A 25,642-nucleotide genomic window follows, 5' to 3' on the forward strand; every position below is an offset into this window, starting at 1 on the left:
GTTATATATTAAGAGATTTCCATTTTATTAAACTCATTACGGTTGCCGTTACCGCTTCTTCATTGCTTCGCGGTTTCCAGCCCAATAGTGTTCTGGCTTTTTCGTTGCTGGCATTGCGATAAATTCCCACCAAGGGCAAAATCGCTTTGGCCTGATCACTAAATAAAGCCATAATGCGTATTATAAAGGTAGGCAAAGATTTTGTAGTTGCTTTTGTGGTTGCGAAAGGCATTTTTACGTTTAAGAACTTCACGATTTCCAATAACGACATTGTTCCGCCGGCTAAAGCCAAAAAACGCTGTCCGTTTGCATCAGGATTTTCCATTGCCAAAATGTGTAATTCGGCAACATCTCTCACGTCGACAATTCCTAAACTAATATCCGGAATTGCTTTCATGGAACCGTCGAGTAATTTTTTAAGCATTTCGAAACCGCTTGATAAATCAGCATTTAAGGATGGTCCAAAAATCCCCATTGGATTGATTACCGAAAGTTCTAAAGTTCCGCCTTCATTTTTCATAAAATCCCAAGCTGCTTTTTCAGCCAGAACTTTTGATTTGTTGTAAACCGAAAGTCCTTTTTCGTCAGGATTTGTCCAGCTTTCTTCGGTTATAACCGAGCTTTTATCTTTGTGACTATATCCAACAGCGCCAAAGTTAGAAGTCATAACCACACGTTTTACGCCTGAATCTCTTGCGGCTTTTAGCACGCGCAAAGTTCCGTCAACCGCCGGACTAATCATTTCGTCTTCGTTTTTGGGTAATCTTAAAAATATAGGCGAAGCAATATGCAATACATAATCGCAGTCGATCATAGCTTCCGGCCAGTTTTTATCTAAAGTAAGATCGGCTTCTATAAAATCCAGTTTACTGAAATCGGTAACGCCGCCATTTTCGAGCATTGCAAAAATTTTGTCTTTGCTTTTTAGAGACCTAACGGTTGTTCGAACCTGATAACCAAGGTTTAATAATTGTAAAATACTATGTATGGCCACAAAACCTGTTCCGCCTGTTACCAATACTTTTTTATCTGAATGTGTCATTGATTGCATTTTTATAGTACAAAGGTCTACATAAATGCCATTGATGACTTTGTTGAAAAGTCCAATGTTGTTTTGTTGAGAGGTTCATTGAAATGAGAGATGGCACGCGGATGATACGGATTCGCTTTGCGAAATCGCGGATTGATACGGATTTCTTTTTTTTTCTTTTATATTTTGTTGCTTATGTATGTCAGGCTGAGCGATCCCGAGCCTTCGGGAGAAGCCCCACAAAGAAACTCGACAAAGAAAAATCATTGCAATCCCAATTGCGTCTTATAAACATAGCCAACGGTTTCAACCGTTGGGACGCAATGCATGATCACGATGTATGATCACGATGTATGATCACGATGCATAATCACGATGCATAATCACGATGCATGATCACGAAACGTACCCCACGGTTGAAACCGCGGGCTATATCAAAATAAAACTTTGCCAAAAGTCCTGACAAATAGCTTATGTAAACTTTAATCTACAGACAAACGACATCAACCTGAAACCTGAAACAAAAAACAACTACTCAATATTCACAAGAGAAGTCGGCGCATAGCCAAATTGCTTTTTAAAAGCATACGAGAAATGCGAAAGGTTTTCAAAACCTACTTCATAATAAATCTCGGTTGGTTTTTTCTTGTTTTCGGCTAGATGATAATGGGCGAGTTCCAGTCTTTTTTTGGTGAGCCACTTTTGTGGAGTGGTGTTGAAGTATTTTTTGAAATCTCTGTTGAAAGTTGATAAACTACGACCGGTTAAATAGCCCAATTTTTCCATTGGCATATTAAACATGAAATTGCGCTGCATAAAATCAATCAGATCAATTTTACCGGTTGAATTGTTTTGCACGATTGTCTAATTCTAACGCGAATAGATTGCAAGCTGTTTTTGATTGTCCGTAACCTTGTAAAGTATCATATTCTCTGTGAAGAAAATTTGGATCATCAAAGTTGAAAGGTGCCATTTGATGTCCGAAAGACGATACATTCAAAACTCTTGCTCCGTTTGCTTTTTTAAGTGCCGGAAATAATCTTGACGTTAATTGAAATTGTCCTAAATAATTGGTTACCAATTGCGATTCGTAACCACGATGATCTCTTCGTAACGGAACCCACATAATTCCTGCGTTGTTAATCAGTAAATGCAAAGGTCGGTTTGAGGATAAGAATTTTGAAGCAAAGGCATCAATAGAATCCGGATTGATAAAATCCAGCGATTCAAGTTCTACATTTTTAATTCCCTGTAGATTTTTTTCGGCTTTAGCCAAATCTCTAGCGGCTACAATTACGGTTGCTCCGGCGTTTGAAAGTGTTTTGGTGGTTTCTAAACCTATTCCGGTATGACCGCCCGTTACAATGGCGATTTTTCCCGTAAGGTTAATTCCTTGAATGATTTCGGCTGCTGTTGATTTTGCATTAAATCCTGATTTTAAAGGTTTTTGTAATGCTCCCTGATAATTATTTGTTTCCATTTTTTTAAATGTTTATTTGTTATGGAGCAAAGGTATCGGGACATTATTTTTTCAGTTTTGTTTAAAAAGTCAATTTTACTTTGTTTAAAACGTCATGTTGTTTTTCAACAAAAGCAAATCGCTAAAATAGAACGCGGATGACGCGGATTCGCTTTGCGAAAACACGGATTTATACGGATTTTTTCTTTTTCTTTTTCTTTTTTGTTGTTTACGTATCTCAGGCTGAGCGATCCCGAGGCTTCGGGAGAAGCCCCGCAAAGAAACTCGACAAAGAAAAGTCATTGCGATCCCAATTGCATCTTATAAACATAGCCAACGGTTTCAACCGTTGGGATGCAATGCATGATCACGATGCATGATCACGATGCATGATCACAATGCATGATCACAATGCATGATTACGATGCATGATTACGATGCATGACCACGATGTTTGATCACGATGTATGACCACAATGCATGATCACGATGCATGATCACGATGCATGATCACGATGCATGATCACAATGCATGACCACGATGCATGATCACGAAACGTACCCCACGGTTGAAACCGTGCGCTATATCAAAATAAACCTTTGTCAGTTTTTAAATTTGACAAAGGTTCTGACAAATAAGATGTGTAGACTTTAGTCTATAGACAAACGACATCAACATAAAACCTGAAACAAAGAAAACCTGAAACTTTTCAAAACAAAAACAAAAAAAAGGCCACATTCATTCGGTTTCAATGATGTGGCCGGGATTCAAGGGTAATAAATTATTAATTGGGCGTAAAGGTTAAATAATCTAAATTCATATTTCCGTTTTCGACAATATGCAGGGTGAGCAATTGTTTTCCTTTTTCTAATTTAATCGTTCCTATATTGGCAGAACTGTTCCAGTGGTGCCATTGTCGCCATGCAACGGGATCTTTATCGTCATGCGTAGACGTTATTTTCATATTTCCGGTGGCATTTTTTCCGTTTACGTTGATCGAAATCGCTCCGTCGCCATTTGAGGTATAAAGCACACCAATTTTGTAAGTGCCTGATTTTTTAACCTCAACAGTATAATTTATCCATTCGCTAGGTTCAGTCCAGCCCACGTAAAGCTGTTTCATTTTGATAGGCACTTTTGTATACGGCGTTTCATCGATACTATCGGTTTTGGTATACGAAATATCAACGGCTTCTTTTATACGGAATTCGTTTAACGGATTTCCGTTTACGGGATTCAGTTTTCCGCTGCCATTGTTTACGGCATCGGTATCGTGATAGGCAACGCCTTCACCGCCAAGATCGTAGAATTCGCATTCTAATTTACCCGGAATTTGCTGCGCTTTTTTAAATGGTTTTGACTTTTCAGCCGATGTTTGGGCTATTGCCGATGTGCCAATTAAAACGAAAATATTTAATAATATCAGAACTTTTTTCATACGGTTTCTTTTTGAATTATTGTATTTCTAAAGTTGCGATTGAATGTGCAAGGCTCGTAATTTTTGACGCTTTTCCTTTTATCCATAGAAAATAGTCTACGTTATCATCAGATTGGTTCATTACTACAACTTCTAACTTATTATCCTGATTTACAAAAGCTGTAGACAAAAGTTTATTGCTGCTAGAGTTGCAAGCCACACGTTTTGCACCCGGTTTAATAAATTTAGAAAAGTGTCCTAAATAATAATATCCGTCAGTATAAATCAGTTTTCCGGTGGTAAGATCGGCGTGAATAGGAGACATGCAAAAGTTTTGCACGTGGTTTGGTCCGCCTTTTTCATCTAACAGAATATTCCAGTCTGTCCAGGCAACAGTTCCAATGTTGAAATCGTTGATCATCGACATTCCGTATTTTTCACCGTACGCCCAATCCGTTAACAATTTCTGGTCAAAATCAGCCGCACAACCTTCCGTCAGGATAAGCGGTTTGTCCGGAAAAGCTTCTGCAACGCGGCGTTCAGCTTCAAAGTTCATTCCGTTTTTATGCCAGTCTTCGTACCAGTGATAGCCAATTCCCCAAACATATTTTGCAGCGTCTTTATCTTCCAAAACCGTGCTTACACGTTGGTACATTAAATCACGATTGTGATCCCACATGATTAACTTTTTCTTAGATAATCCTGCTTTTTGCATCGTTGGTCCAAGAAAGTTTTTGATGAAATCGCGTTCTTCCTGAGCCGTAAAAATGCATGATTCCCATTTTTGCACGGCCATTGGTTCATTTTGAACGGTGTAACCCCAAATTGGAATTCCTTCTTTTTCGTATTCGTTAATGAATTTTACAAAAAAGTTGGCCCAGCTTTGGTTGTACTCTGGTTTTAAAGCTCCGCCCTGCAATACATTATTATTAGTTTTCATCCACGCTGGCGGACTCCATGGCGAAGCATACAAAGTCAGTTTTCCTCCGGCTTTTGCAATGGCTTCCTTAATAAGCGGAATTCGGTATTTTCTGTCATGGCTAATGTCGAAGGTTTTCAGATCCTTGTCGCCTTCAGCAATATAACTGTAAATATCAGATGAAAAATCACAGCTTTGCATATTGGTTCGGGCCAAAGTATATCCAATTCCTTTGTCTTTATCATAATAAGCAGTAAGGATTTCTTCTTGTTGCGCTTTCGAAAGCTTGTAAAAAACTTCTGCGGAAGCATCTGTAATAGCACCGCCAATTCCTAACATTATCTGGTAGGTTTTTGAAGGATCTACAAATACCGAAAATTCTTTTTCCGTTGGCTGTGGCTTATCTGAAAAGGATAAAGTCCCGGTTTTTGTCAATCTGTTTTCGGTGTTTTTTGCCGTTTCAAAAACCGTAATACTTTTATATTCGGCGACTTTAGCGTCTTTTTTCTGGGCAGACAAACTCGTCGCCAGAAATCCGGATAACATGATGGTCAGGCATGTTTTGATTTTGTATGTATTCATAATTAGGGTTAAATAGTTAATATATTGTAAGTTGTAATAGCACAGATTTTGCGGATTAAACGGATTGGCACTGATTTTTTATTTAAAATTAGTGCCAATTTACATAATGCTTTTATGCAAGTATTTTATTAATTGCCTGAAGTTCAGCTTCCGAAAAAGCTGTATTTTTTAGACAACCCACAGAATCCAATACTTGTTCTGGTTTGCTTGCGCCAATAATTACTGATGAAATTCGCTTGTCTTTCAAAACCCATGACAAAGCCATTTGGGCCAAAGTCTGACCGCGGTCTAATGCCATTTCGTTTAGTTTTTTGACTTTTTCGATATTTTCAGGCGTAATCGCATCTTCTTCAATTGCTCCATTACCGCGATGTGCGTTTGCTCTTGAATTCTCCGGAATTCCGTTTAAGTATTTATTGGTCAAAAGTCCTTGTGCAAGAGGCGAAAAAGCGATTCCGCCAATTCCGTTAAGTTCTAAAACATCCAATAAACCATCTTCTACAGAACGTTCTAACATCGAATATTTAGGCTGATGAATGATGCAAGGCGTTCCTAATTGTTTCAAAATAGTATACGCTTTTTGAGTTTCGGCCGGACTATAACTTGAAATACCCACATAAAGCGCTTTTCCCTGACGTACAATTAAATCAAGTGCAGCCATCGTTTCTTCCATTGGCGTATTTGGGTCCGGTCTGTGGTGATAAAAAATATCAACATAATCAAGTCCCGTGCGTTTAAGGCTTTGGTCTAAACTGGTAATTAAATGTTTTTTAGAACCAAAATCTCCGTAAGGTCCATCCCACATTGGCCAGCCGGCTTTGGTAGAAATTAAAAGCTCATCACGAAAAGGTTTAAAATCTTCCTGAAATAACTGTCCAAAAGTACTTTCAGCAGATCCCGCAGGCGGTCCGTAATTATTAGCAAGGTCAAAATGGGTAATACCATTATCAAAAGCGGTGTGCAGAATATTTCTGGCGTTTTCGATATTGTCAATCGCGCCAAAGTTATGCCACAAACCAAGGGAAAGCGCCGGAAGCATTAGTCCGCTGTTACCGCAACGACGGTATTCCATTTTTTGATAACGGTTAGAATCTGGTAAATAGGTCATGTTTTTTTTAATTATGATTGTTATATTTTTTTGAATGCTTTGGTTACAATTTCCAAATCGGTTACGCCTCTAAAACCACTAAAACCTACCGAAAGCTGCGTTCCGTCATTTAGCGTTAAAGGTTGTCCGCCTTGCCAGCCAATAAGATCCGGAGCTTCGATTCCGTTTGCGTTTTCGTCTACAATATTATTGAATACCAATCGTTCATATTCTCCGGTTTTAACTCCTGTAAGCCATACCTGACTTGCTTTTGTCCAGGCAATTTTATACGAATGCCTTTTGCGGGCTTTATCATTTCCGTACATTCGGCCATAAACAGAACCTTCTTCGTCAATAATACATATGGCTACATTACCGTTTGAAATGGCTTCATCTTCTGGTATTTGCATGTAGTTTGGAATCAGGTCTTCGATGGCTAACAGCGCTAAGGTAATTCTTAAATGGAGAATTTGATCTTTCATTCATTTTGATTTTAATGGGGTTAAAAAATCAAAGATCAATTTTTTTATTACCTAATTTCTTAAACTAGATCAAGAAATAATAATAAATTGTGTTATTCATATGAAATTAGAGTTGAAAAAAAAAATGTGTCTTTAGGCACGAAATATGGGTAGTCTTTTCAATTTAAAATTCGCGGGCGTGCCGCAGGTAGTCAAAAAAAGGGGGAATATCGTGTACCTACGGCACGCTAAATCTATTTCAATTTATGTTTCTACAATATATAGTACCCAATAACACTGGACTTTCGGCACTATGTATATTTTAAATAAGCAAAAAAATCCCTCTTCAAATCTATATTTCTATGTGTTAAAATAGTAATACATTACACATAAAATAAATATTATATTTACGATTTGTAACCAAAAGCAATCCTACTAAACAAGTATACAAAATGTTTGAGAAAATACACGATTACCTTTCCAGATTTGCCCGTCTTTCAGAAAAGGAGATTAAAATTTTTGAAAATAGTCTCGAATTGAGGAAAATTCCAAAAAAAACGATTCTGTTGCACGCCGGCGAAGTATGCAGTTTTGAGGCTTATATCAATAAAGGCTGCATACGCGAATACTTTATTGATCGTGACGGAATCGAACTGACGCTGCAATTTGCAACCGAAGACTGGTGGGTGAGCGATATTACGAGTTTTGAAGATCAGGTTCCGAGTGATATGTATATTGAAACGCTCGAAGATTGTGAGTTGCTTGTTTTGACTCGTCAAGCGAAAGAAAATCTGATAAACGAAGTTCCGCAACTGGAAAGAATGTTTAGGTTGATGATTCAAAGACATTTATCAAAATTACAGAAGCGTTTGTTTAAAACCATTTCGTCATCTGCAATGGAACAATATGTGGAATTTGTTAATCGATATCCAACATTATCACAGCGGGTTTCGCAACAATATATTGCTTCTTATTTAGGAATTACGCCGGAGTTTTTGAGTAGATTACGGGCAAAGCATATTAAGAATGGGAAAGTTTAGAATAAAGAATAAGGAATAAAGAATAAGGAATAAAGAATAAGGAATAAAGAATAAAGAATAAAGAATAAAGAATAAAGAATAAAGAATAAAGAATAAAGAATAAAGAATAAAGAATAAAGAATAAAGAATATGGGGTTTAAGGCTCCTTTTTTTGTGTTGTATTGAGATTTTTTTCACGCAGATTCGGCAGATTTTGCAGATTTTTTATTTTGATTTCTATTATAATATTATTTTTTTTTTCCGGCGCTAATCCCGCTCCCGAAGCCTCGGGACCTTTCATACGAAGTTCACTAAACTCCGAATAAAATAAAAATTAAGTAAAGTAATCTTTTGTTCCATTTCATTACACAAAAGGATTTCCTCCCGAAGCCTCGGGACTTATCGGGGCTAGGGCAATCGATTTCAAAAGAATATTTTCGTGTAATTTGTCATTTCGAGGAACGAGAAATCACACACGTAACTCTACAAAGATTGGCGATTTTCTATACTAAGTTTCTCGTGTTATTTCTACTCCGTCGAAATAACAAAAAACTTTAATCCGCAAATTAATTATTGTCAAATTGACTATTTGGTAAAAAAAGTGTAATATTATTTTATTTTTAATAACCTTGATTTTCTGATGTTTAGCGCTGTTTTTAAAGCAACTAAAAAACAATTTTTTTTGAAGTTCTTGCAGAATAAATTATAATTTGTATTATTGTAGTATAGAATAGTATAATAACCAAAACTTTATTTAATGAAACAATACCATTTCCTCTTAAAAAACTCGTTTTTGTCCGTATTATTTATTGCGTTTTTTTGTACTTCGGCTATAGCCCAAAAAAGCATTAAAATGACTTTTGGCAAAAGCGGAATCATAACTTATGATGTGAAAGAAAAAACAATTGCGGTAAGTCAATCCGGAAAAAGTATTTTTTCAGGAGCAAAAGCTTCGGCTGTAGTAAATGGTAAAACAATTTCTGTAGATTTTTATGCGAAAGCGGTTTTTACAAAAGAAGTTATAAACGATGATTTAGGAAAAGGTTTAAAATATACAGTTACTTATACCGATAAAAATAATCCAACGCTAATCCAAAGTTTTCTAACTTATACTAATAAGGACTATTTTATAACTCAAATCGAAATTGTAGGCAACGGAGAACCAATTGCGACCAATTATATTTCGCCCTTAGATTTAGGGAAAATTGGTTTTGATAAAATAGAAAACCTGCAAACGGTTTTTGTTCCTTATGATAATGACGCTTTTATCAGTTATGATTCGAAAAAATTTGATGCAGTTGCTCAAAACACAAGTGCCGAAGTTGGAATCGTATTTAATAATACTTCACGCAACGGTTTTATTGTAGGTTCGCTTGAACATATCGTTTGGAAAAGTGCTGTTAAGACAATTAATACAAATAAAGTTCCGTCATTTTCGGCATGGGCAGGATATTCAGAAAAAGAAACAACGCGTGACAGTATTCCGCATGGTTTGGTAAAAGGGGATAAAGTTTTATCTCCAAAATTCTTCGTGGGTTATTTTGCAGATTGGAGAAACGGAATGGAAGAATATGCCAAAACAAATCGCATTGTAGAAAAGCCTTTTGTCTTTGCGTGGGATAAACCCACTCCGTTGGGCTGGAACAGTTGGGGCGTTTTGATGGAAAAAATCAATTATGATAATACGACAAAAGTAGCTGACTTTTTTGCGAATTCAATTCCGCAATTTAGAGTGGGAAATACGGCTTATATCGATCTGGATTCTTTTTGGGATAATATGGTCAAAGGCGGCTTTTCGGGAGATTTTAGTAAACTAAAAGAATTTGCAGAGTATTGCAAAAGCAAAGGTTTAGAACCCGGAGCGTATTGGGCGCCGTTTACAGATTGGGGCTGGAAAGATGGCTCAAATCGTAAAGCCGAAGGAAGTGATTATACGTTTGGCGAAATGTGGACAAAAACCGGAAATACGTATTTTGATTTTGATGGTGCACGCGCTATTGATCCTACACATCCTGGAACTTTGAAACGTGTAGATTATGTGATTGGCAAACTAAAAGCCTGTGGTTTTAAAATGATTAAAATCGACTTTTTAGGTCACGCTGCCGCGGAATCTACTTCGTTTTACGATAAAAATGTTACGACAGGAATGCAGGCTTACAAAGTAGGAATGGAACATTTAGTGAAAGCTTTAGACGGACAAATGCTGATTTATGCAGCAATTTCTCCCAATATGGCAACTTCTCGTTACGCGCACGTTCGTCGTATTGCGTGCGATGCCTGGAAAACAATTGAGCAAACACAATATACCTTAAATAGTGTCAATTATGGCTGGTGGCAAACCTATACTTATGATTATATAGATGCCGATCATGTGGTTTTTGCAGATGTTACAGAGGGAGAAAATCGTGCAAGATTAATCTCGGCAGTTATTACCGGAACTTTGATTACGGGTGACGATTATAGCAAAGACGGAATCTGGAGTAAACGTGCAAAAGAATGGCTTCAGAATAAAGAATTATTAAAAATTGTAGCAAATGCTGTGGCTTTCCGTCCGGTTGAAGGAAATACAGGAAAATTAACCACTGAAGTTTTCGAACAAAAAATAGGAAACGATTGGTATATAGCTGTTTTGAATTACGGAAATATGCCTAAAAATTACGCGCTTCCCTTAGAAAGATTGGGCATAAAGAAGGGTAACTATAAATTGCAGGATCTTTTTACAGCAGAAAACATTGAGGTAAAAAGTAATAGTATAAATTTAAGCCTTGCTTCTAAAGATGCTCGTTTGTTTAAAATTGTAAATCGTTAATTGAATGCGTATGAAAAGAGATTTTTTTAAGAAAATAATTCTGGTATTGACGTTGTTTATTCTATCGTCAAATATCGTTCATGCTACAGTATCATTGCCTTCGTTCTTTACTGATAATATGGTTTTGCAGCAAAAAAGCGCCGTTCCGTTTTGGGGAGAAAGTGACGGAAAATCGGTAACGATTACAACTTCGTGGGATAAAAAAACATATGAAACCAAAGTTGTAAATGGCAAATGGAATGTAATTTTAAAAACTCCCGTTTATGGTGGACCTTATACGATTTCTATAAATGACGGAACAATTAGGACGCTTACTAATATTTTGATTGGCGAAGTCTGGCTGTGTTCCGGACAAAGTAATATGGAAATGCCGCTGGAAGGCTGGGGAAAAATTGCCAATTATAAAGAAGAAATACAAAACGCGAATTATCCTGAAACACGATTATTACAGGCAGAACATATAGAAAGTACTTTACCCTTAAATACATTAAAAGTACAACATGCTGGCTGGAATGTTTGCAGTCCGGAAACTGTAGATGATTTTAGTGCAACAGCGTATTTTTTTGCCAGAAAGATTTATAACGAAAAAAAGATTCCGATAGGATTAATTCATTCTTCATGGGGCGGAACCCTAATTGAAGCCTGGACAAGTTCCGGAGCGTTAACGACCATTCATGATTTTGATGCTGAAATTCAGGCCATGAAATCAGAAACCAATGCAGCCGCATTATTAGAAAAATATACTGCTGATATGGTTTTATGGGAAAAGAAAATGACAAATTCAGATAAAGGATTTCAGGAAGAAAAAGCAGTTTGGGCAACAACAAATTTTGATGATTCATCCTGGAAAACAATGAAATTGCCAGCATTTTTTGAAAACAATGGATTACCCAATTTTGATGGCGTGGTTTGGTTTAGAAAAAAAATAATGCTTTCAGAAAATATTGCATCAAAAGACCTCAACATCAGTTATTTTGCTGACGACGACGATAAAATCTGGGTCAACGGAAAATATGTTGGTGAAACCAAAGGCTATAATGTAGAACGTCATTATATAATTCCGCGTCAGTTTCTTAAAAAAGGAGAAAATACCATTACAATAAGAGTTTTTGACGGAGCAGGAAATGGCGGTATTTACGGAGATGAAAACTTCTCATTGAAATCAGGAAATGAAACCATTTCATTAGCCGGAGATTGGAAATATAACATTGGAGTAGACCTAAAAGATTTACCAGCGAAACCAAATTTGGCTCAAGGCCAAAACAGGCCAAGTGCGATTTATAATGCTATGATTGCGCCTTTGGTTGATTATAAAATAAAAGGAGTAATCTGGTATCAGGGCGAAAGCAATGCCGAAAGAGCGTATCAATATCAAAAGTTATTTCCGTTGCTGATAAACGATTGGAGAGAGAAATTTAAGGATAAAAATTTACCGTTTTTCTTTGTTCAGTTGGCGAATTACAAACAGCAAAAAGAACAGCCGGGAGATTCTGATTGGGCTGAGTTGCGTGAAGCACAATTGATGACTTTGAAACTACCTAATACCGGAATGGCGGTTACAACAGATATTGGAAATGGCGAAGATATTCACCCAAAAAATAAACAAGATGTTGGAGGACGTTTGGCGAATATCGCTTTGGCAAAAGTCTATGATACGAAAATCGATTATTCGGGACCACTTTATAAATCGTATGCTATAAAAGAAAATGTGGTTACAATAAATTTCGATTTTAATGAAAATATAAAACCCAAAGACAATGTCCTTAAAGGATTTTCGATTGCAGGAAATGATCAGAAATTTCATTGGGCTGATGCTAAAATAGTCAATGGTAAAGTAGAAGTATATTCGCAAGAAGTACCAAATCCGGTTGCAGTCCGCTACAATTGGGCCGATAATCCTAACGGAAATTTAACCAATGCTTCAGGATTACCGGCGTCATCTTTTAGAACAGATAATTGGTTGGGAATTACACAAAAAAAGAATTAAAGAAATTAACATATAATAAAATGAAAAAAGAATTTACAACATTAAGGCAGTCTTTTACGATAGCATTTTTTATGCTGTCGAGTTATTGCAGCACAGTTTCGGCGCAGCAAATTATCTCGGTAAAAACAAAAAGTAATGCACTTGTTTTGCAGGTAACTCCCGGAAAAGAATTGAATACCATTTACTTAGGAGAAAAATTAGCCAACGATTTTGAGTATGCCAAAATACAAGGCCAGTTTCGTCAGGGAACAGATTATTCCGGGATTTACAATGCAGCTTATACACCATCAGGATCTAAAAACTTATTAGAACCTGCGATTGCCGTGACCCACGCTGACGGAAATACTTCACTGGATTTGTTATATGTAAGTCATTCTTTAAAAAAGATAGACACAGGCGTTTTTCAAACCGAAATTATTTTAAAAGATAATGTGTATCCTATTGAGGTTCATATGTTTATTCAGACGTATTATGATACAGATGTTATCGAGCAATGGACAACAATTCAACATGCTGAAAAAGGAAATATTACATTGAATAAATATGCTTCGGCTAATTTATATTTAAAAGGATACAACAACTTTTATCTGAATCAATATCACGGTGACTGGGCAAAAGAAATGCAGCCCGAAGAAACAAAACTGACTCACGGCATCAAAGTATTGGATTCTAAATTAGGATCTCGTGCGAACTTATTTCAACCCTCTGTATTTATGGTTTCTTTGGATAAACCGGCGACAGAAGATGAAGGAAAAGTGTTGTTTGCAGGATTAGAATGGTCAGGAAATTTCAGAACGGATTTAGAATTGGATCCTTTGAATAATCTACGTGTTATTTCAGGGATTAATAATGCGGCTGCGGCTTATTCATTGGTCAAAGATGAAGTATTTACAACGCCTAAATTTTGGTACACTTTTTCATCAAAAGGAAAAGGAAACGCAAGCCGTAATTTGCACGACTGGTCAAGAAGTTATAAAATTTTGGACGGAAAAGGAAGTCGTTTAACATTGCTAAACAACTGGGAAGCAACTTATTTTAATTTTGACGAAAACAAACTAAAAGTATTGATCGCCGATAGTAAAAAACTGGGCGTAGATATGTTTTTACTGGATGACGGATGGTTCGGAAATAATTATCCCCGTAACAATGATGACGCGGCTTTGGGAGATTGGGAAGTTAACAAAAAGAAATTGCCAAACGGGATTGGAAGTCTGGTAAAAACGGCAAAAGACAATCAGGTAAAATTCGGAATCTGGATCGAGCCGGAAATGGTAAGTCCTGCGAGCGATTTGTATAAAAAACATCCGGAATGGATTATAAAACAACCGGGAAGAGCAGAGCATTATTTCCGTAACCAGTTGGTTTTAGATTTATCAAACCCAAAAGTTCAGGATTTTGTTTACGGAATTGTGGATAATCTTTTTACAGAAAATCCGGAATTGGCGTATATCAAATGGGATTGTAATGCCGTGATTTATAACGCGTATTCCAGCAATCTTAAAGACAAACAGAATAATTTTTACACAGATTACGTAAACGGACTTTACAAAGTTCTGGAACGTATTCGTGTAAAATATCCAAAAGTGCCTATGATGCTTTGTTCCGGAGGCGGCGGAAGAGTTGATTATGCAGCCTTGAAATACTTTACAGAATTCTGGCCAAGTGATAACACAGATCCTTTAGAAAGAGTTTATATGCAATGGGAATACTCGTATTTTTATCCTGCATTGACGATCGCAGCACACGTTACAGATTGGGGAAAACAACCGCTGAAATACCGTACGGATGTTGCCATGATGGGAAGATTAGGTTTTGATATTGTGGTTAAAGATCTAAACGAGAAAGATTTATCTTATGCACAACAAGCCATAAAAAACTACGGCGCTTTGAGCAATACAATCTGGCAGGGAGACGAATATCGTTTGCAAAATCCTTGGGATAATGACGCGGCTTCTGTAATGTTTGTGAATAAAAACGGAAACGAAGCGGTAGTTTTTAATTACCTGGTAAATTCAAGATATGAAGCAGGAACTCATTTACCAATAAAATTGAAAGGATTACAAGCCGGACAAAATTATAAAGTAGAGGAAATCAACATTTATCCTGGTAAAAAAGCTGCGGTAGAAACCGTAACTTACTCGGGTGATTTTTTAATGCAGGTTGGTATTAATCCGAATGTGAATTCGACAAATACCAGTGTTGTTTTAAAAATTACGAAGGCTTAAACTAAATCTCAAACATTAGTATATATTTGTAATATATATTTCTAAATAAATACCTATTAAAACGTTTTATGAAGCAAATTATTCAACAGATAAAAAATCTTGAATCTATAAATTCCTTCTCTAAACACGAGCAATTGGTTCAAGGAATAATTAATGCCATTGATGAAAAGGTAGTCACAAAAGGTGATTTACTTCCATCGGTAAATACTTTTATAAGCGAATTAGGTTTTGCGAGAGAAACAATTGCCAAGGCTTATAAAGAACTTGTACACAGAGGAATTATCGAATCGAAAAACCGATTGGGCTATTTTGTGGCTACAAATGATGTAAAACAAGAACTAAAAGTGGCTTTGCTGATCTTTGCATTTGATATTTTTCAGGAAACATTTTATGAAAATTTCAGAAAAGGTCTTGGAAAAAATGTTCAGTTGGATATCTTTTTTCACCACAATAATTTTGATACGTTCGAAAGTATCATTCAAAATATAAAAGGAAAATACGGCATGTTTGTGATTGCTCCAATTCCGAGCCCAAAAACACCGCCTGTTTTAAAACTATTACCAACAAACCGTGTTTTACTGGTGGACCGTTTTATAGAAACAGATGAAGATTATAATTATGTTGCACAAGAGTTTGGCGATTCGTCGTACAACGCTTTTGTGCAGCTTAAAGATAAAATCAAAAAATACGATGAGATTATTTTCTTCTTCAAACCATCGTCTGCCGAACCGGATGAAATTTTAAATTCTTTCAAAAGATTCATGAAGGATTTTGATATCAAAGGCATAATAAAAGAAGAATACATTTCCGGATCTTTAGAAAAAGGAAAAGTATATTTTACAATCCACAATCTGGAACTTTGGGAAATGCTGAAAGACTCTAAAATCAAAGGTCTTAAGATTGGTTCAGACATTGGATTTATTTCGCATAATGATGATATCGTAAAAGAAATTATCTTCGACGGCGTAACCACATTCTCTACTGATTTCGCTGAAATGGGTAAAAAAGCAGCTAATTTTGTTCTGAATCGCAAGAAGATTCAGGAGATTGTTCCAACCATTTTAGTTGATAGAAATTCGCTTTAGTTTATGAGTGTATTGTCCATTATTAGTTTTTTACTAATTACAGGTCTTATTGCCTTAGTTTCAGCCTTAAAAACGCGCAGGAAAAAGGTACAAACTACAAATGGACTTTTTTTTGCAGATCATAACAATAATTTCCTCATAGTTGGGGGAGCATTGTTGTTAAGCAATATAAGTGCGAATCAATTTATAGGCGAAAACGAATCCATATACATTAATAATATGAGCGTTATAGCATGGGGCGTAAGTTCTGTGCTGGCGATGTTATTGGTTGCGGAGTTCTTTTTGCCTATTTATTTTCGTACGGGAGCCATGACAATTCCAGATTATCTGGGAAAACGCTACGATGATTCGACCAAGAAACTAGTGTCAATTGTATTTTTATGCAGTTATATTGTAAACTTACTTCCTGCAGTTTTATACGGCGGAGCAGTCGCTCTAACCGGAATGTTCAACTTTTTATATCCTTTACAATTAACTTATTGGCAAAACATATGGATTATGGTTTGGGTAATAGGATTAACAGGATGCGCCTATTCTGTTTTGGGTGGTTTAAGGGCTATTTCTATAAGTGACACCATTTTAAGTATCGGATTATTAACTATCGGAATTGCTTTTCCATACTTCGGATTCAAATTTTTAGGTCACGGAAATTGGTCAGAAGGCGTTCATATTATGCTTTCGCAGAATAAAGAACACTTAAATTCTATTGGAGGTCCAAATGACGAAATTCCGTTTAGCACCATTTTTACAGGAATGTTTATCATGAACTTGTATTATTGGGGAATGGAACAGTTTATTGTGCAGCAGGCGCTTTCGGCAAAAAGTTTATCGCACAGTCAAAAAGGAATGGGATTGGCGTGTTTAGGAAAATTATTATGTCCGTTTATCATTAATATTCCCGGATTAATTGGAGTTCATCTCTATAAAAATCTGGATAATACTGCCGAAGTTTTTCCGCTGGTTGTCAAAGATACTTTGCCCGGAATTATGATAGGTTTGACGGCAGCTGTAGTTCTTGGAGCAGCAATCAGTACTTTTAATGCAGGTTTAAATAGCAGCAGTACCTTGTTTGTGCTGAACCTCTACAAACCTTGGTTAGAAAAAAGAAATAAAGAAGTTACAGAGAAACATTTGGTTTATACCGGACGTAAATTCGAAATTATTGTTTCGGCTTTAGCCATGTTTTCTGCTCCGTTTATTATGTTTAGCAAAGCTGGCTTTTATACGTATTTGCAGCAGCTTGGCGGAATGTTTTGTCTGCCAATTTTTACGGTTATCCTGATTGGCTTTATATCGAAAAAAGTGCCGCCGCAAGCCGCCAAAATCGGAATGATATTCTTTATTTTAAGTTATGTAATCTTTAATTATATTTTAGCCATCAAACTTCATTACCTGCATATGCTGGCTATATTATTCGTTTTTACTTCGATATGTATGCTGCTGGTTTCTAAATTTTATCCAAACTATAATTATACCGAAATCAAACTTGAATCGGTTGGATTAACGCCCTGGAAAAACCGTTATTGGTATTTTGGTGCGCTTTTGATTGGTATGGTTTGCATTTTTGTTTTATTCTCGAAATGGGGAATAGCTTGATTTAAGGTTCAAAGGTTCTGAGGTTCAAAGGGACAAAGGTTTTGTTGAGGCGTATTGCAGTGCGTTTTTTGCCCACGGATTTTACGGATTGAACGGATTAACACAGGTTTTTTTTGAATTCAAATTCCAATAAATAATAACGTCATTTGGAAAATTCCATAGGTGGATTTTAATCCGGAAACGTGCGCAAAGAGACCTGACAAAGTTTTAGAAACCTGTCAGGTCTAACAACGTTAAAATCGGTATAGACAATAATTGCGAGTATATTTTAATTCGTTATTTCTGTTTATTCTTTATCTTCAAATTTCATAAAATAAATTGTACCACATAAATCACCTTAAAGTGCTTATTTTCTTTGATTAAATGTAGGGCTTCATGAAATTTTGTCTGAGATTTCTCTAAAATATCTATTCCTTTATTTTCTTTTTCCCTTTTAAACATAGTTATTTATGGTAATGCCGAAATAAATGCCATGAAAAAATAGCAAATTCTTAAAACATAAATTTGGATGTTATAAAAATATTTGTATGTTTGTATTGTTGTAGTATAGTATAGTATAAGTCAATTCATTTTCTCGTATTTAACCTGCTCAATAAACTAATTAAAACTAACTCAATATTTTATTAACTAAAAACCAAATCATTATGAGAATCGCAATAAGATACTTATGCTTCTTTGTAGTTATGATGTGTGCCGGTACACTTTATTCCCAAACTATCACCGGTAAAGTTACAGATAATGAAAATTTGCCTTTGCCAGGTGCTACTGTCATCGTAAAAGGCACGCAAACCTCAACTGTTACTGATATCGACGGCAGTTACAAATTATCGAATGTTAAATCAGGTTCATCTTTGGAATTTAGTTTCATCGGATTTAATCCAAAAACTGTTGCTGCCAATAATGCAGTTGTAAATGTTTCATTATTGCCAAACACGCAGGAACTGAATGAAATTATTGTAGTAGGAGCTTCGGTAAAAAGAAGTGATCTTACAGGTGCAGTAGGAAATGTATCCGGTAAAAAACTTACCGAAACGCCTACAGCAGATGTTGTTCAGGCCATGCAGGGACGTGCTGCGGGTGTTTATGTACAGCAAAATACAACGCCGGGAGGAACGGCTTCGATTAAAATTAGAGGAAATAACTCCATACAATTTGGTACAAACCCAATATTTGTAGTCGATGGTCTTATTATCGACGGAGGTTTTGAGTCTATAAACCCAAATGATATTGCTAATGTTGATATATTAAAAGATGCATCATCTACAGCAATTTATGGTGCCAGAGGTGCAAACGGAGTTGTAGTAATTACAACCAAAAAAGGTACAAAAGGCGAAGGTAAAGTAAACTTTGATACTTGGGTTGGAGTATCTGAGTTTAGCAAAACACTGCCATTAATGAACGGCCAGCAATTGTTTGATCTTAGAGTTGATGCATTTGCGAATCAATATATGGATCAAAATCCAAATGCGGATCGTGCTGCTTATATCAATCAAATTAAATCAGACGGATCGACAGTTTTTGCCCCATATGAACTTCAATCTTACAGAACAGGAAAAAGCTACAATTGGTTAGATGAAGTAGCGCGTACCGGTGTACAAACAAATTACAATCTTTCATTTTCAGGTGGAGGAGACAAAGGATCTTACTTTGTGAGTTTCAATTATGCAGATCAGGACGGACTTCTTGAAAACTCTTCTTTCAAAAGATATAACGGAAAAATCAATTTGACGCAGGACGTTAAAAAATGGCTTCAAATTGGTACCAATACTACTTTTTCCCGCAGTATTGCAACTTATATAGAAGGAAGTGCTTTTGGAAATGCTTTAGGAGCGAACCCGTTATTGCCAATTGATCCAAATGCAACATATTTAAAATACGGGGATGTATTGAATACAGATGCTTATAATCCGATAAAAAGTTTGACGATTGATAATAATAGTGCTAAAAACCGTTTGATGTCAAGTAATTTCATCAACATCAAACCAACTGACGGATTAAGTTTAAGAACGACTTTTTCTGTAGATATTACAGATCAGGCAAACTTCTCTTATCAGCCAATTGATACCGGACAATCTATCAGAAATTCGGCAAACGGTGATGCGAATCATTACAGATACAGTGAGTTAAATTACCAATGGGATAATACCGCAACGTATACTAAAGTAATTGGTAAACATGATTTTAGCGCACTTGGAGCTTTTTCTGTTCAAAAAAACACAAACAATTACACACAAGTAGACGCCAGAGGTTTTGCCTCAGATGACTTTACCTATATGTATTTGAACGGAGCTTCTCAAAAACCAAATTTCACATTAGGTTCAGATTTTATCACCACAACATTATTATCATACACAGGAAGATTAAATTATTCTTATGATAAAAAATACTTCGCCACAGTTACAACTCGTTTAGATGGATCTTCTCGTTTTGGAGCCAACAATAAATGGGGAACTTTCCCGTCTGTAGCTTTAGGATGGGATGTTGCTAAAGAATTTTTACAATCTGTAGAAGCAATCAAATTATTAAAACTTCGCGGAAGCTGGGGTATTGCAGGAAATCAAAATATCCCAAATTATGGTTACGTGAGCCAATACAGACCAACAGTTACGAACGGAACTGTAACCTATAACTCTGACGGAAGATTAGGAAATCCTGATTTGCAATGGGAAAAACAAAAACAATTTGATATAGGTTTAGACTTTGCAACTGCAGATAACAGATTATCGATTACTGCGGATTATTTCAACATTAAAAATGAGAATTTATTAATGGTTCGCACACTTTCTACGATTACAGGATTCAAAAATATGGTAGACAACGTGGGATCAATGGTAAATAAAGGAGTTGAATTTAGTGCAAGCTATAAAATCTTAAGAGAAAATGATTTCAATTGGGATATTTCAGGAAACATTTCATCAGCAATAAATAAAATAACTGAATTGTACGGAGACACACAAGTAATCTACAATAAAGGAGGTTATACAGGAGTTGAAATTCAAAGAACTGGAAATTTATTTGTGGGCAAATCAATCAATTCAATCTACGTTTATGAGTTTGATAAAATTGCACAGACTGCAGATATGGCCGAAATCAGCAAAATTGATTTTGGAGGAAGAAGCGTTAAACCAGGAGATATTGTTCCGGTTGACAGAAACAAAGACGGAAAAATCGACGACGAAGACCGTTATGTAGTTGGAAACACAGATCCTAAATTCTACGGAGGTTTTGCAACTGATTTTAGTTACAAAGGTTTCGGCTTGAATGCTTCATTTGCTTATTCTTATGGAGGAAAAAGAATTAGTTCTGCTTACGAAAGTTATATGAGTTCTGGCGGAATGAGCGCAGCTCACACGGATTTATTAGACCGTTGGACACCGGATCACACTGATACAAATGTGCCAAGAGCGTATTATGGAGGCGGAAGATTCAACAGTTATGAGACCTCATTGGCGATTCAGAATGCATCATTTTTACGTTTAAACGCGCTTACTTTATCTTATAATCTGCCAAGTCTGTTTTTACAAAAAGTAGACCTTCAAAACCTGCGTCTTTATGTTACAGGATCTAACTTGTTTACGATCACCAAATATAAAGGGTACGATCCTGAAGGAGGAGATGGATATCCTAACTCAAGAATGATTGTTTTAGGTTTAAATGTTTCACTATAATAATTTCCGACAATAATTAAAAATATAATTATGAAAGTAAAAATTTTAACAGCAATGGCATTCCTAATGCTCTTTGCTTCCTGTTCAGATTTCTTAGAGCAGGACCCAAATACTTCTCTTACAGAAGAACAGGCTTTTTCGAAACTGGATAACATAGAACCGCTTCTTTTAGGAATGTATTCTTCATGGAGAAATGTACAAAAAGACAGAGGAGGATTGATGTTTCAATTAGGAACAGACGAAACGCAACAAGGAGCATTTCAGGTAATGACAACTCCGGGACAAGCAGGGTTGGATTATTACAACGGATATCTTTCTCAGGAAAACACCGCATTGGCAGAACAATGGGAATCTCGTTGGCCAGTAGTAAACAGTGCAGCTCAGGCGATATATGCCTTAAACAATAATACAGAAGCTGATGCTGCCCGCAGAAGCATATTATTGGGAGAAGCCAGTTTTATCAGAGCAAGTTTAATGTTTGAATTAGCCCAATATTGGGGCGAAATTCCGATTTTGGATAAAGCGCGTACCAAAGAATTGGGTTACGGAAGACAACCCTTAAAAGACGTTTATACTTATATTATAAATGACCTTAAAGTAGCCGAAGCAAATTTGCCAACAACACAAAAAAATCCTGCTTTTCCTGTAAAATATCTTGCTCAGGCATTATTGGGTAAAGTATTTTTATACGCTCCTGAAGCTTCCGGAGCACGTGATTATACACAGGCAAAAGACTGGTTTGGTAAAGTTATAACATCAGGAAAATATAGTTTATTGGCTAATTATGCAGATGTTTTTAGCCCGGATCATGCAAATTCTACAGAATCACTTTATGAGTTTCAATTTAATAATAACTATCCTGACAACAACCAAATTCAGTGGCAAACCGGATCAAGAGCTTTGGCAAACATAGATCAATATGCTTATTTTGGAGGATATGATTTATTAGTTCCAACAAAATACTGCTATCAGGATAAAGCTGCCGGAGGAATCTGGGAAGCCGGAGATACCCGTAAAGATGCAAGTATTCGTTATGATTTTACTTATAAAGGTATCGTACCAACAATTCCGTCAGGATTTGGAGGAGATGAGTTAGATCCTCACGTAAAAAAATATGAAGATATCCGTATTGACGGAAAACAATCGTTCTGGAATTCAGGTAAAAACAAACCGTATATCCGTTATTCTGATGTGTTGCTTTGTTATGCAGAATGTTTGAATGAATTAGGAAATACCGGCGATGCAGAAGGATATGTAAATCAGGTTCGTACGCGTGCTTTTGGCGGAACTTTGCCTGCAGGAATGGCTTGGAGCGGACTTTCTCAAACTGATTTCAGAGACAGAATCCTTGACGAACGTATGCGCGAATTAGCGTTTGAAGGCTGGAGGAGAATGGACCTTATTCGTACTGGAAAATTGGTTCAAAATGTAAAAGTTCGTAACAAATGGGCTGCTCAAAGCGGAACTATTGCAGACTTTCACAACAGATATCCAATTCCTTTGACAGAGATTTTACAAAATGATGATATTAATCCGGAAGATCAAAACCCTGGATATTAATATTAAGAAAATAGTTTTACTATAATTTTTTTATTTTTTTGGTTATGTGATTGGTTAGTGTCACAGTTTGTAATGCCATTTTGGATTTAGGTTATAACAGTGAGTTTTCTGTTAAAAAACTTATTCCAGAATGGCATTCATTTATATCATTATTTATAATTTGTAAATCCATAAAATAGCAATATGAAGTTTATTAATTTCATTTTAAAACAACAAACATGAATACTAGAATATATAAAGTATTACTTTTTATACTATTGCCTTTTTTAGGTTATTCACAAAATAATCCACTTGAATTATGGTACACAAAACCCGCATCTCAATGGGAAGAAACCTTGCCATTAGGAAACGGACGTTTAGGAATCATGCCTGACGGAGGAGTTACAGCCGAAAAACTGGTTCTGAACGATATTACCTTATGGAGCGGATCTTCGCAAGATGCCAACAATTATAAAGCCTATACTTTTTTGCCCCAAATAAGAGAGCTTTTATTAGCGAATAAAAACAGTGATGCCGAAAAACTAATCAATGAAAATTTTGTGTGTACAGGTCCGGGTTCAGGAAGCGGAGACGGCGCGAATGTACAATTTGGCTGCTATCAGGTTTTGGGAAATATGACCTTGAATTTTGATTATAAAACCAAATCGCAATCTGTAAATTATTCCAGGAATCTGGACATTCAAACAGCGGTTGCATCAACTCAATTTACAATTGACGGCGTAACATATAAGCGTGAATATTTTGCCGGTTTTGGTGATGATGCCGCTTTGATTAGATTGACTTCAGGCAAAAAAGGAAAGCTGAATTTTACTGTTCAGTTAGACAGACCGGAACGTTTTAAAACCATTAATGGTAAAGATAATTCGCTTATAATGTCAGGTCAGTTAAACAACGGAACCGACGGAAAAGGAATGCGTTATGAAGCAAAAGTAAAAGCACAGCTAAAAGATGGAAATGCAGTATATGCTAATAATGCAATTGAAATAAAAAATGCAACAGAAGTAGTATTGTTCATTTCTGCAGGAACCGATTTTAAAGATAAAAATTTCGAAACTTCAATAGATAAAATTCTGGATGCAGCAATGCAAAAAAAATATGAGGATCAGAAGAAATTACATATTGAAAACTATCAAAAGTTATTCAATCGTGTCGCTTTAAATTTCGGAAAATCAACAAAAAAAGCATTGCCTACAAACGAGCGTTTAGATGCTTTTATGAAAGATTCGGATTCAGATACCGGACTTCCGGTTTTGTTTTACCAATACGGACGTTATTTGAGTATCAGCAGCACAAGAGTTGGATTGCTTCCGCCAAATTTACAAGGATTATGGGCACATCAGGTTCAAACACCCTGGAACGGAGATTATCATCTTGACGTAAATGTGCAAATGAATCACTGGGCATTAGAAACGGGGAATTTATCAGAATTAAATCTTCCGTTAAAAGATTTAGTCAAAAAAATGGTTCCTTACGGAGAAAAAACAGCCAAAGCCTATTACAATGCCGACGGTTGGGTGGCGCACGTAATTACCAATGTTTGGGGATTTACAGAACCGGGTGAAAGCGCCTCTTGGGGAATTGCAAAAGCAGGTTCCGGCTGGTTGTGCAATAATTTATGGAATCATTATTTGTACACAAACGATCAAAAATATCTGGCAGAAATTTATCCGATTATAAAAGGAGCAGCTCAATTTTACAATAGTATGTTGGTCAAAGATCCGGAAACGGGTTGGCTGGTGACATCACCATCTGTATCGCCTGAAAATTCGTTTTTCTTACCAAATGGTCAGGATGCACACGTTTGTATGGGACCAACAATTGATAATCAAATTGTTCGTGAATTGTTTAATAATGTAATTTCAGCATCTACAAAATTAGGATTAGACAATGATCTAAGAATAGAACTTGAAAAACGATTAAAATTATTACCTCCGGCGGGAGTAGTTTCCCCTGACGGAAGAATTCAGGAATGGCTAAAACCGTACAAAGAACCGGATGCGCAGCATCGTCACATATCTCATTTATACGGATTATATCCTGCCTCTTTAATCACGCTAGAAAGTACACCGGAATTGGCCGAAGCCGCTAAGAAAACCCTTGAAATAAGAGGTGACGACGGACCAAGCTGGTCAATAGCCTATAAGATGTTGTTTTGGTCCCGCTTGAAAGAAGGAAACCGAGCTTACAAACTCTTAAAAACTATTCTTAGACCAACCCTTGCAACCAATATAAATTATGGAGCGGGAGGAGGTGTTTATCCAAATTTACTTTCAGCAGGACCACCATTTCAGATTGATGGAAATTTCGGAGCAACTGCCGGAATTGGCGAAATGTTGATTCAAAGTCACGCCGGATTTATCGAATTATTGCCTGCAATGCCGGATGTTTGGCTAAACGAAGGTGAAGTAAAAGGCGTTAAAGCCGAAGGAAACTTTACCATAAATATGAAATGGGAAAAAGGTAAAATCACGAAATATGAAGTTTTATCTCCAACACCAACAAAAGTAAAAGTGAAAGTAAACGGTGAATTAAAAGAAATTACCTCTTCTAAATTATAGTTTTTGTGATTCCTGCAAGGTTTCCAAAACCTTGTAGGTATGAAATTGTAGATTGTTATGAGCACCAAACCTAAAAGGTTTTGAAAACCTTGCAGGATAAAAAATAGTTACTTAATACATGAATTGCCTCCTGCTTTAGCTGGAGGTAAAAATAATTGACAATACGGTTTGGCTTTAGC

At 36.3% G+C, this 25,642-nt stretch carries 14 protein-coding genes and 2 pseudogenes; 9 read left to right on the plus strand and 7 right to left on the minus strand.

The window, feature by feature from the left end; all coding sequences use genetic code 11:
- Window position 1 precedes the first annotated feature (1 nt).
- The 7 genes and pseudogenes from ACZ0AH_RS10360 to ACZ0AH_RS10390 form a co-directional block, all read right to left on the minus strand.
- A complete protein-coding gene (locus ACZ0AH_RS10360; RefSeq protein WP_463475725.1) occupies window positions 2-1,042 on the minus strand; it encodes an SDR family oxidoreductase in 1,041 nt (346 codons plus the stop codon).
- A 519-nt stretch (window positions 1,043-1,561) separates the two neighbouring features.
- A pseudogene (locus ACZ0AH_RS10365) lies at window positions 1,562-1,870 on the minus strand (helix-turn-helix domain-containing protein); the annotation flags it as partial.
- A gap of 4 nt (window positions 1,871-1,874) precedes the next feature.
- Window positions 1,875-2,510: pseudogene (locus ACZ0AH_RS10370) on the minus strand (SDR family NAD(P)-dependent oxidoreductase); the annotation flags it as partial.
- A gap of 764 nt (window positions 2,511-3,274) precedes the next feature.
- A complete protein-coding gene (locus tag ACZ0AH_RS10375) occupies window positions 3,275-3,928 on the minus strand; it encodes a delta endotoxin C-terminal domain-containing protein (RefSeq protein ID WP_463475726.1) in 654 nt (217 codons plus the stop codon).
- A gap of 16 nt (window positions 3,929-3,944) precedes the next feature.
- On the minus strand, window positions 3,945-5,408 hold the full coding sequence (locus ACZ0AH_RS10380; protein WP_463475727.1) for a glycoside hydrolase family 30 protein: 1,464 nt from the start codon (window positions 5,406-5,408) through the stop codon (window positions 3,945-3,947).
- 112 nt (window positions 5,409-5,520) lie between these two features.
- Window positions 5,521-6,516, minus strand: coding sequence for an L-glyceraldehyde 3-phosphate reductase (mgrA, locus tag ACZ0AH_RS10385; RefSeq protein WP_463475728.1), 996 nt, complete (start codon window positions 6,514-6,516; stop codon window positions 5,521-5,523).
- A 20-nt stretch (window positions 6,517-6,536) separates the two neighbouring features.
- Window positions 6,537-6,977, minus strand: a complete 441-nt coding sequence (locus ACZ0AH_RS10390) for a GlcG/HbpS family heme-binding protein (protein WP_463475729.1) — start codon at window positions 6,975-6,977, stop codon at window positions 6,537-6,539.
- Between the two features lie 431 nt (window positions 6,978-7,408).
- Between ACZ0AH_RS10390 and ACZ0AH_RS10395 the strand changes: the two genes are divergently transcribed.
- The 9 genes from ACZ0AH_RS10395 (at window position 7,409) to ACZ0AH_RS10435 (ending at window position 25,463) form a co-directional block, all read left to right on the plus strand.
- Entirely contained in the window at window positions 7,409-7,996 is a 588-nt protein-coding gene (locus ACZ0AH_RS10395; RefSeq protein WP_463475730.1) for a Crp/Fnr family transcriptional regulator, read from the plus strand.
- Window positions 7,997-8,828: 832 nt separating this feature from the next.
- The gene (locus ACZ0AH_RS10400) at window positions 8,829-10,784 is read left to right on the plus strand and encodes an alpha-galactosidase (protein WP_463475731.1); all 1,956 of its coding nucleotides are present in this window, start codon (window positions 8,829-8,831) and stop codon (window positions 10,782-10,784) included.
- 10 nt (window positions 10,785-10,794) lie between these two features.
- A complete protein-coding gene (locus ACZ0AH_RS10405; protein WP_463475732.1) occupies window positions 10,795-12,771 on the plus strand; it encodes a sialate O-acetylesterase in 1,977 nt (658 codons plus the stop codon).
- Between the two features lie 20 nt (window positions 12,772-12,791).
- On the plus strand, window positions 12,792-14,996 hold the full coding sequence (locus ACZ0AH_RS10410) for an alpha-galactosidase (protein WP_463475733.1): 2,205 nt from the start codon (window positions 12,792-12,794) through the stop codon (window positions 14,994-14,996).
- A 68-nt stretch (window positions 14,997-15,064) separates the two neighbouring features.
- Window positions 15,065-16,081, plus strand: coding sequence for a GntR family transcriptional regulator (locus tag ACZ0AH_RS10415; RefSeq protein WP_463475734.1), 1,017 nt, complete (start codon window positions 15,065-15,067; stop codon window positions 16,079-16,081).
- Between the two features lie 3 nt (window positions 16,082-16,084).
- Window positions 16,085-17,677 (plus strand): solute:sodium symporter family transporter, encoded by a 1,593-nt coding sequence (locus tag ACZ0AH_RS10420; protein WP_463475735.1) that lies wholly within the window; start codon window positions 16,085-16,087, stop codon window positions 17,675-17,677.
- A gap of 644 nt (window positions 17,678-18,321) precedes the next feature.
- Window positions 18,322-21,345 (plus strand): SusC/RagA family TonB-linked outer membrane protein, encoded by a 3,024-nt coding sequence (locus ACZ0AH_RS10425; protein WP_463475736.1) that lies wholly within the window; start codon window positions 18,322-18,324, stop codon window positions 21,343-21,345.
- 30 nt (window positions 21,346-21,375) lie between these two features.
- Window positions 21,376-22,905: a RagB/SusD family nutrient uptake outer membrane protein gene (locus ACZ0AH_RS10430; protein ID WP_463475737.1), complete on the plus strand. Its 1,530-nt coding sequence runs from the start codon at window positions 21,376-21,378 to the stop codon at window positions 22,903-22,905.
- A 218-nt stretch (window positions 22,906-23,123) separates the two neighbouring features.
- Window positions 23,124-25,463 (plus strand): glycoside hydrolase family 95 protein, encoded by a 2,340-nt coding sequence (locus ACZ0AH_RS10435; protein ID WP_463475738.1) that lies wholly within the window; start codon window positions 23,124-23,126, stop codon window positions 25,461-25,463.
- Window positions 25,464-25,642 lie beyond the last annotated feature (179 nt).

Source organism: Flavobacterium sp. AC105, from assembly GCF_979258495.1.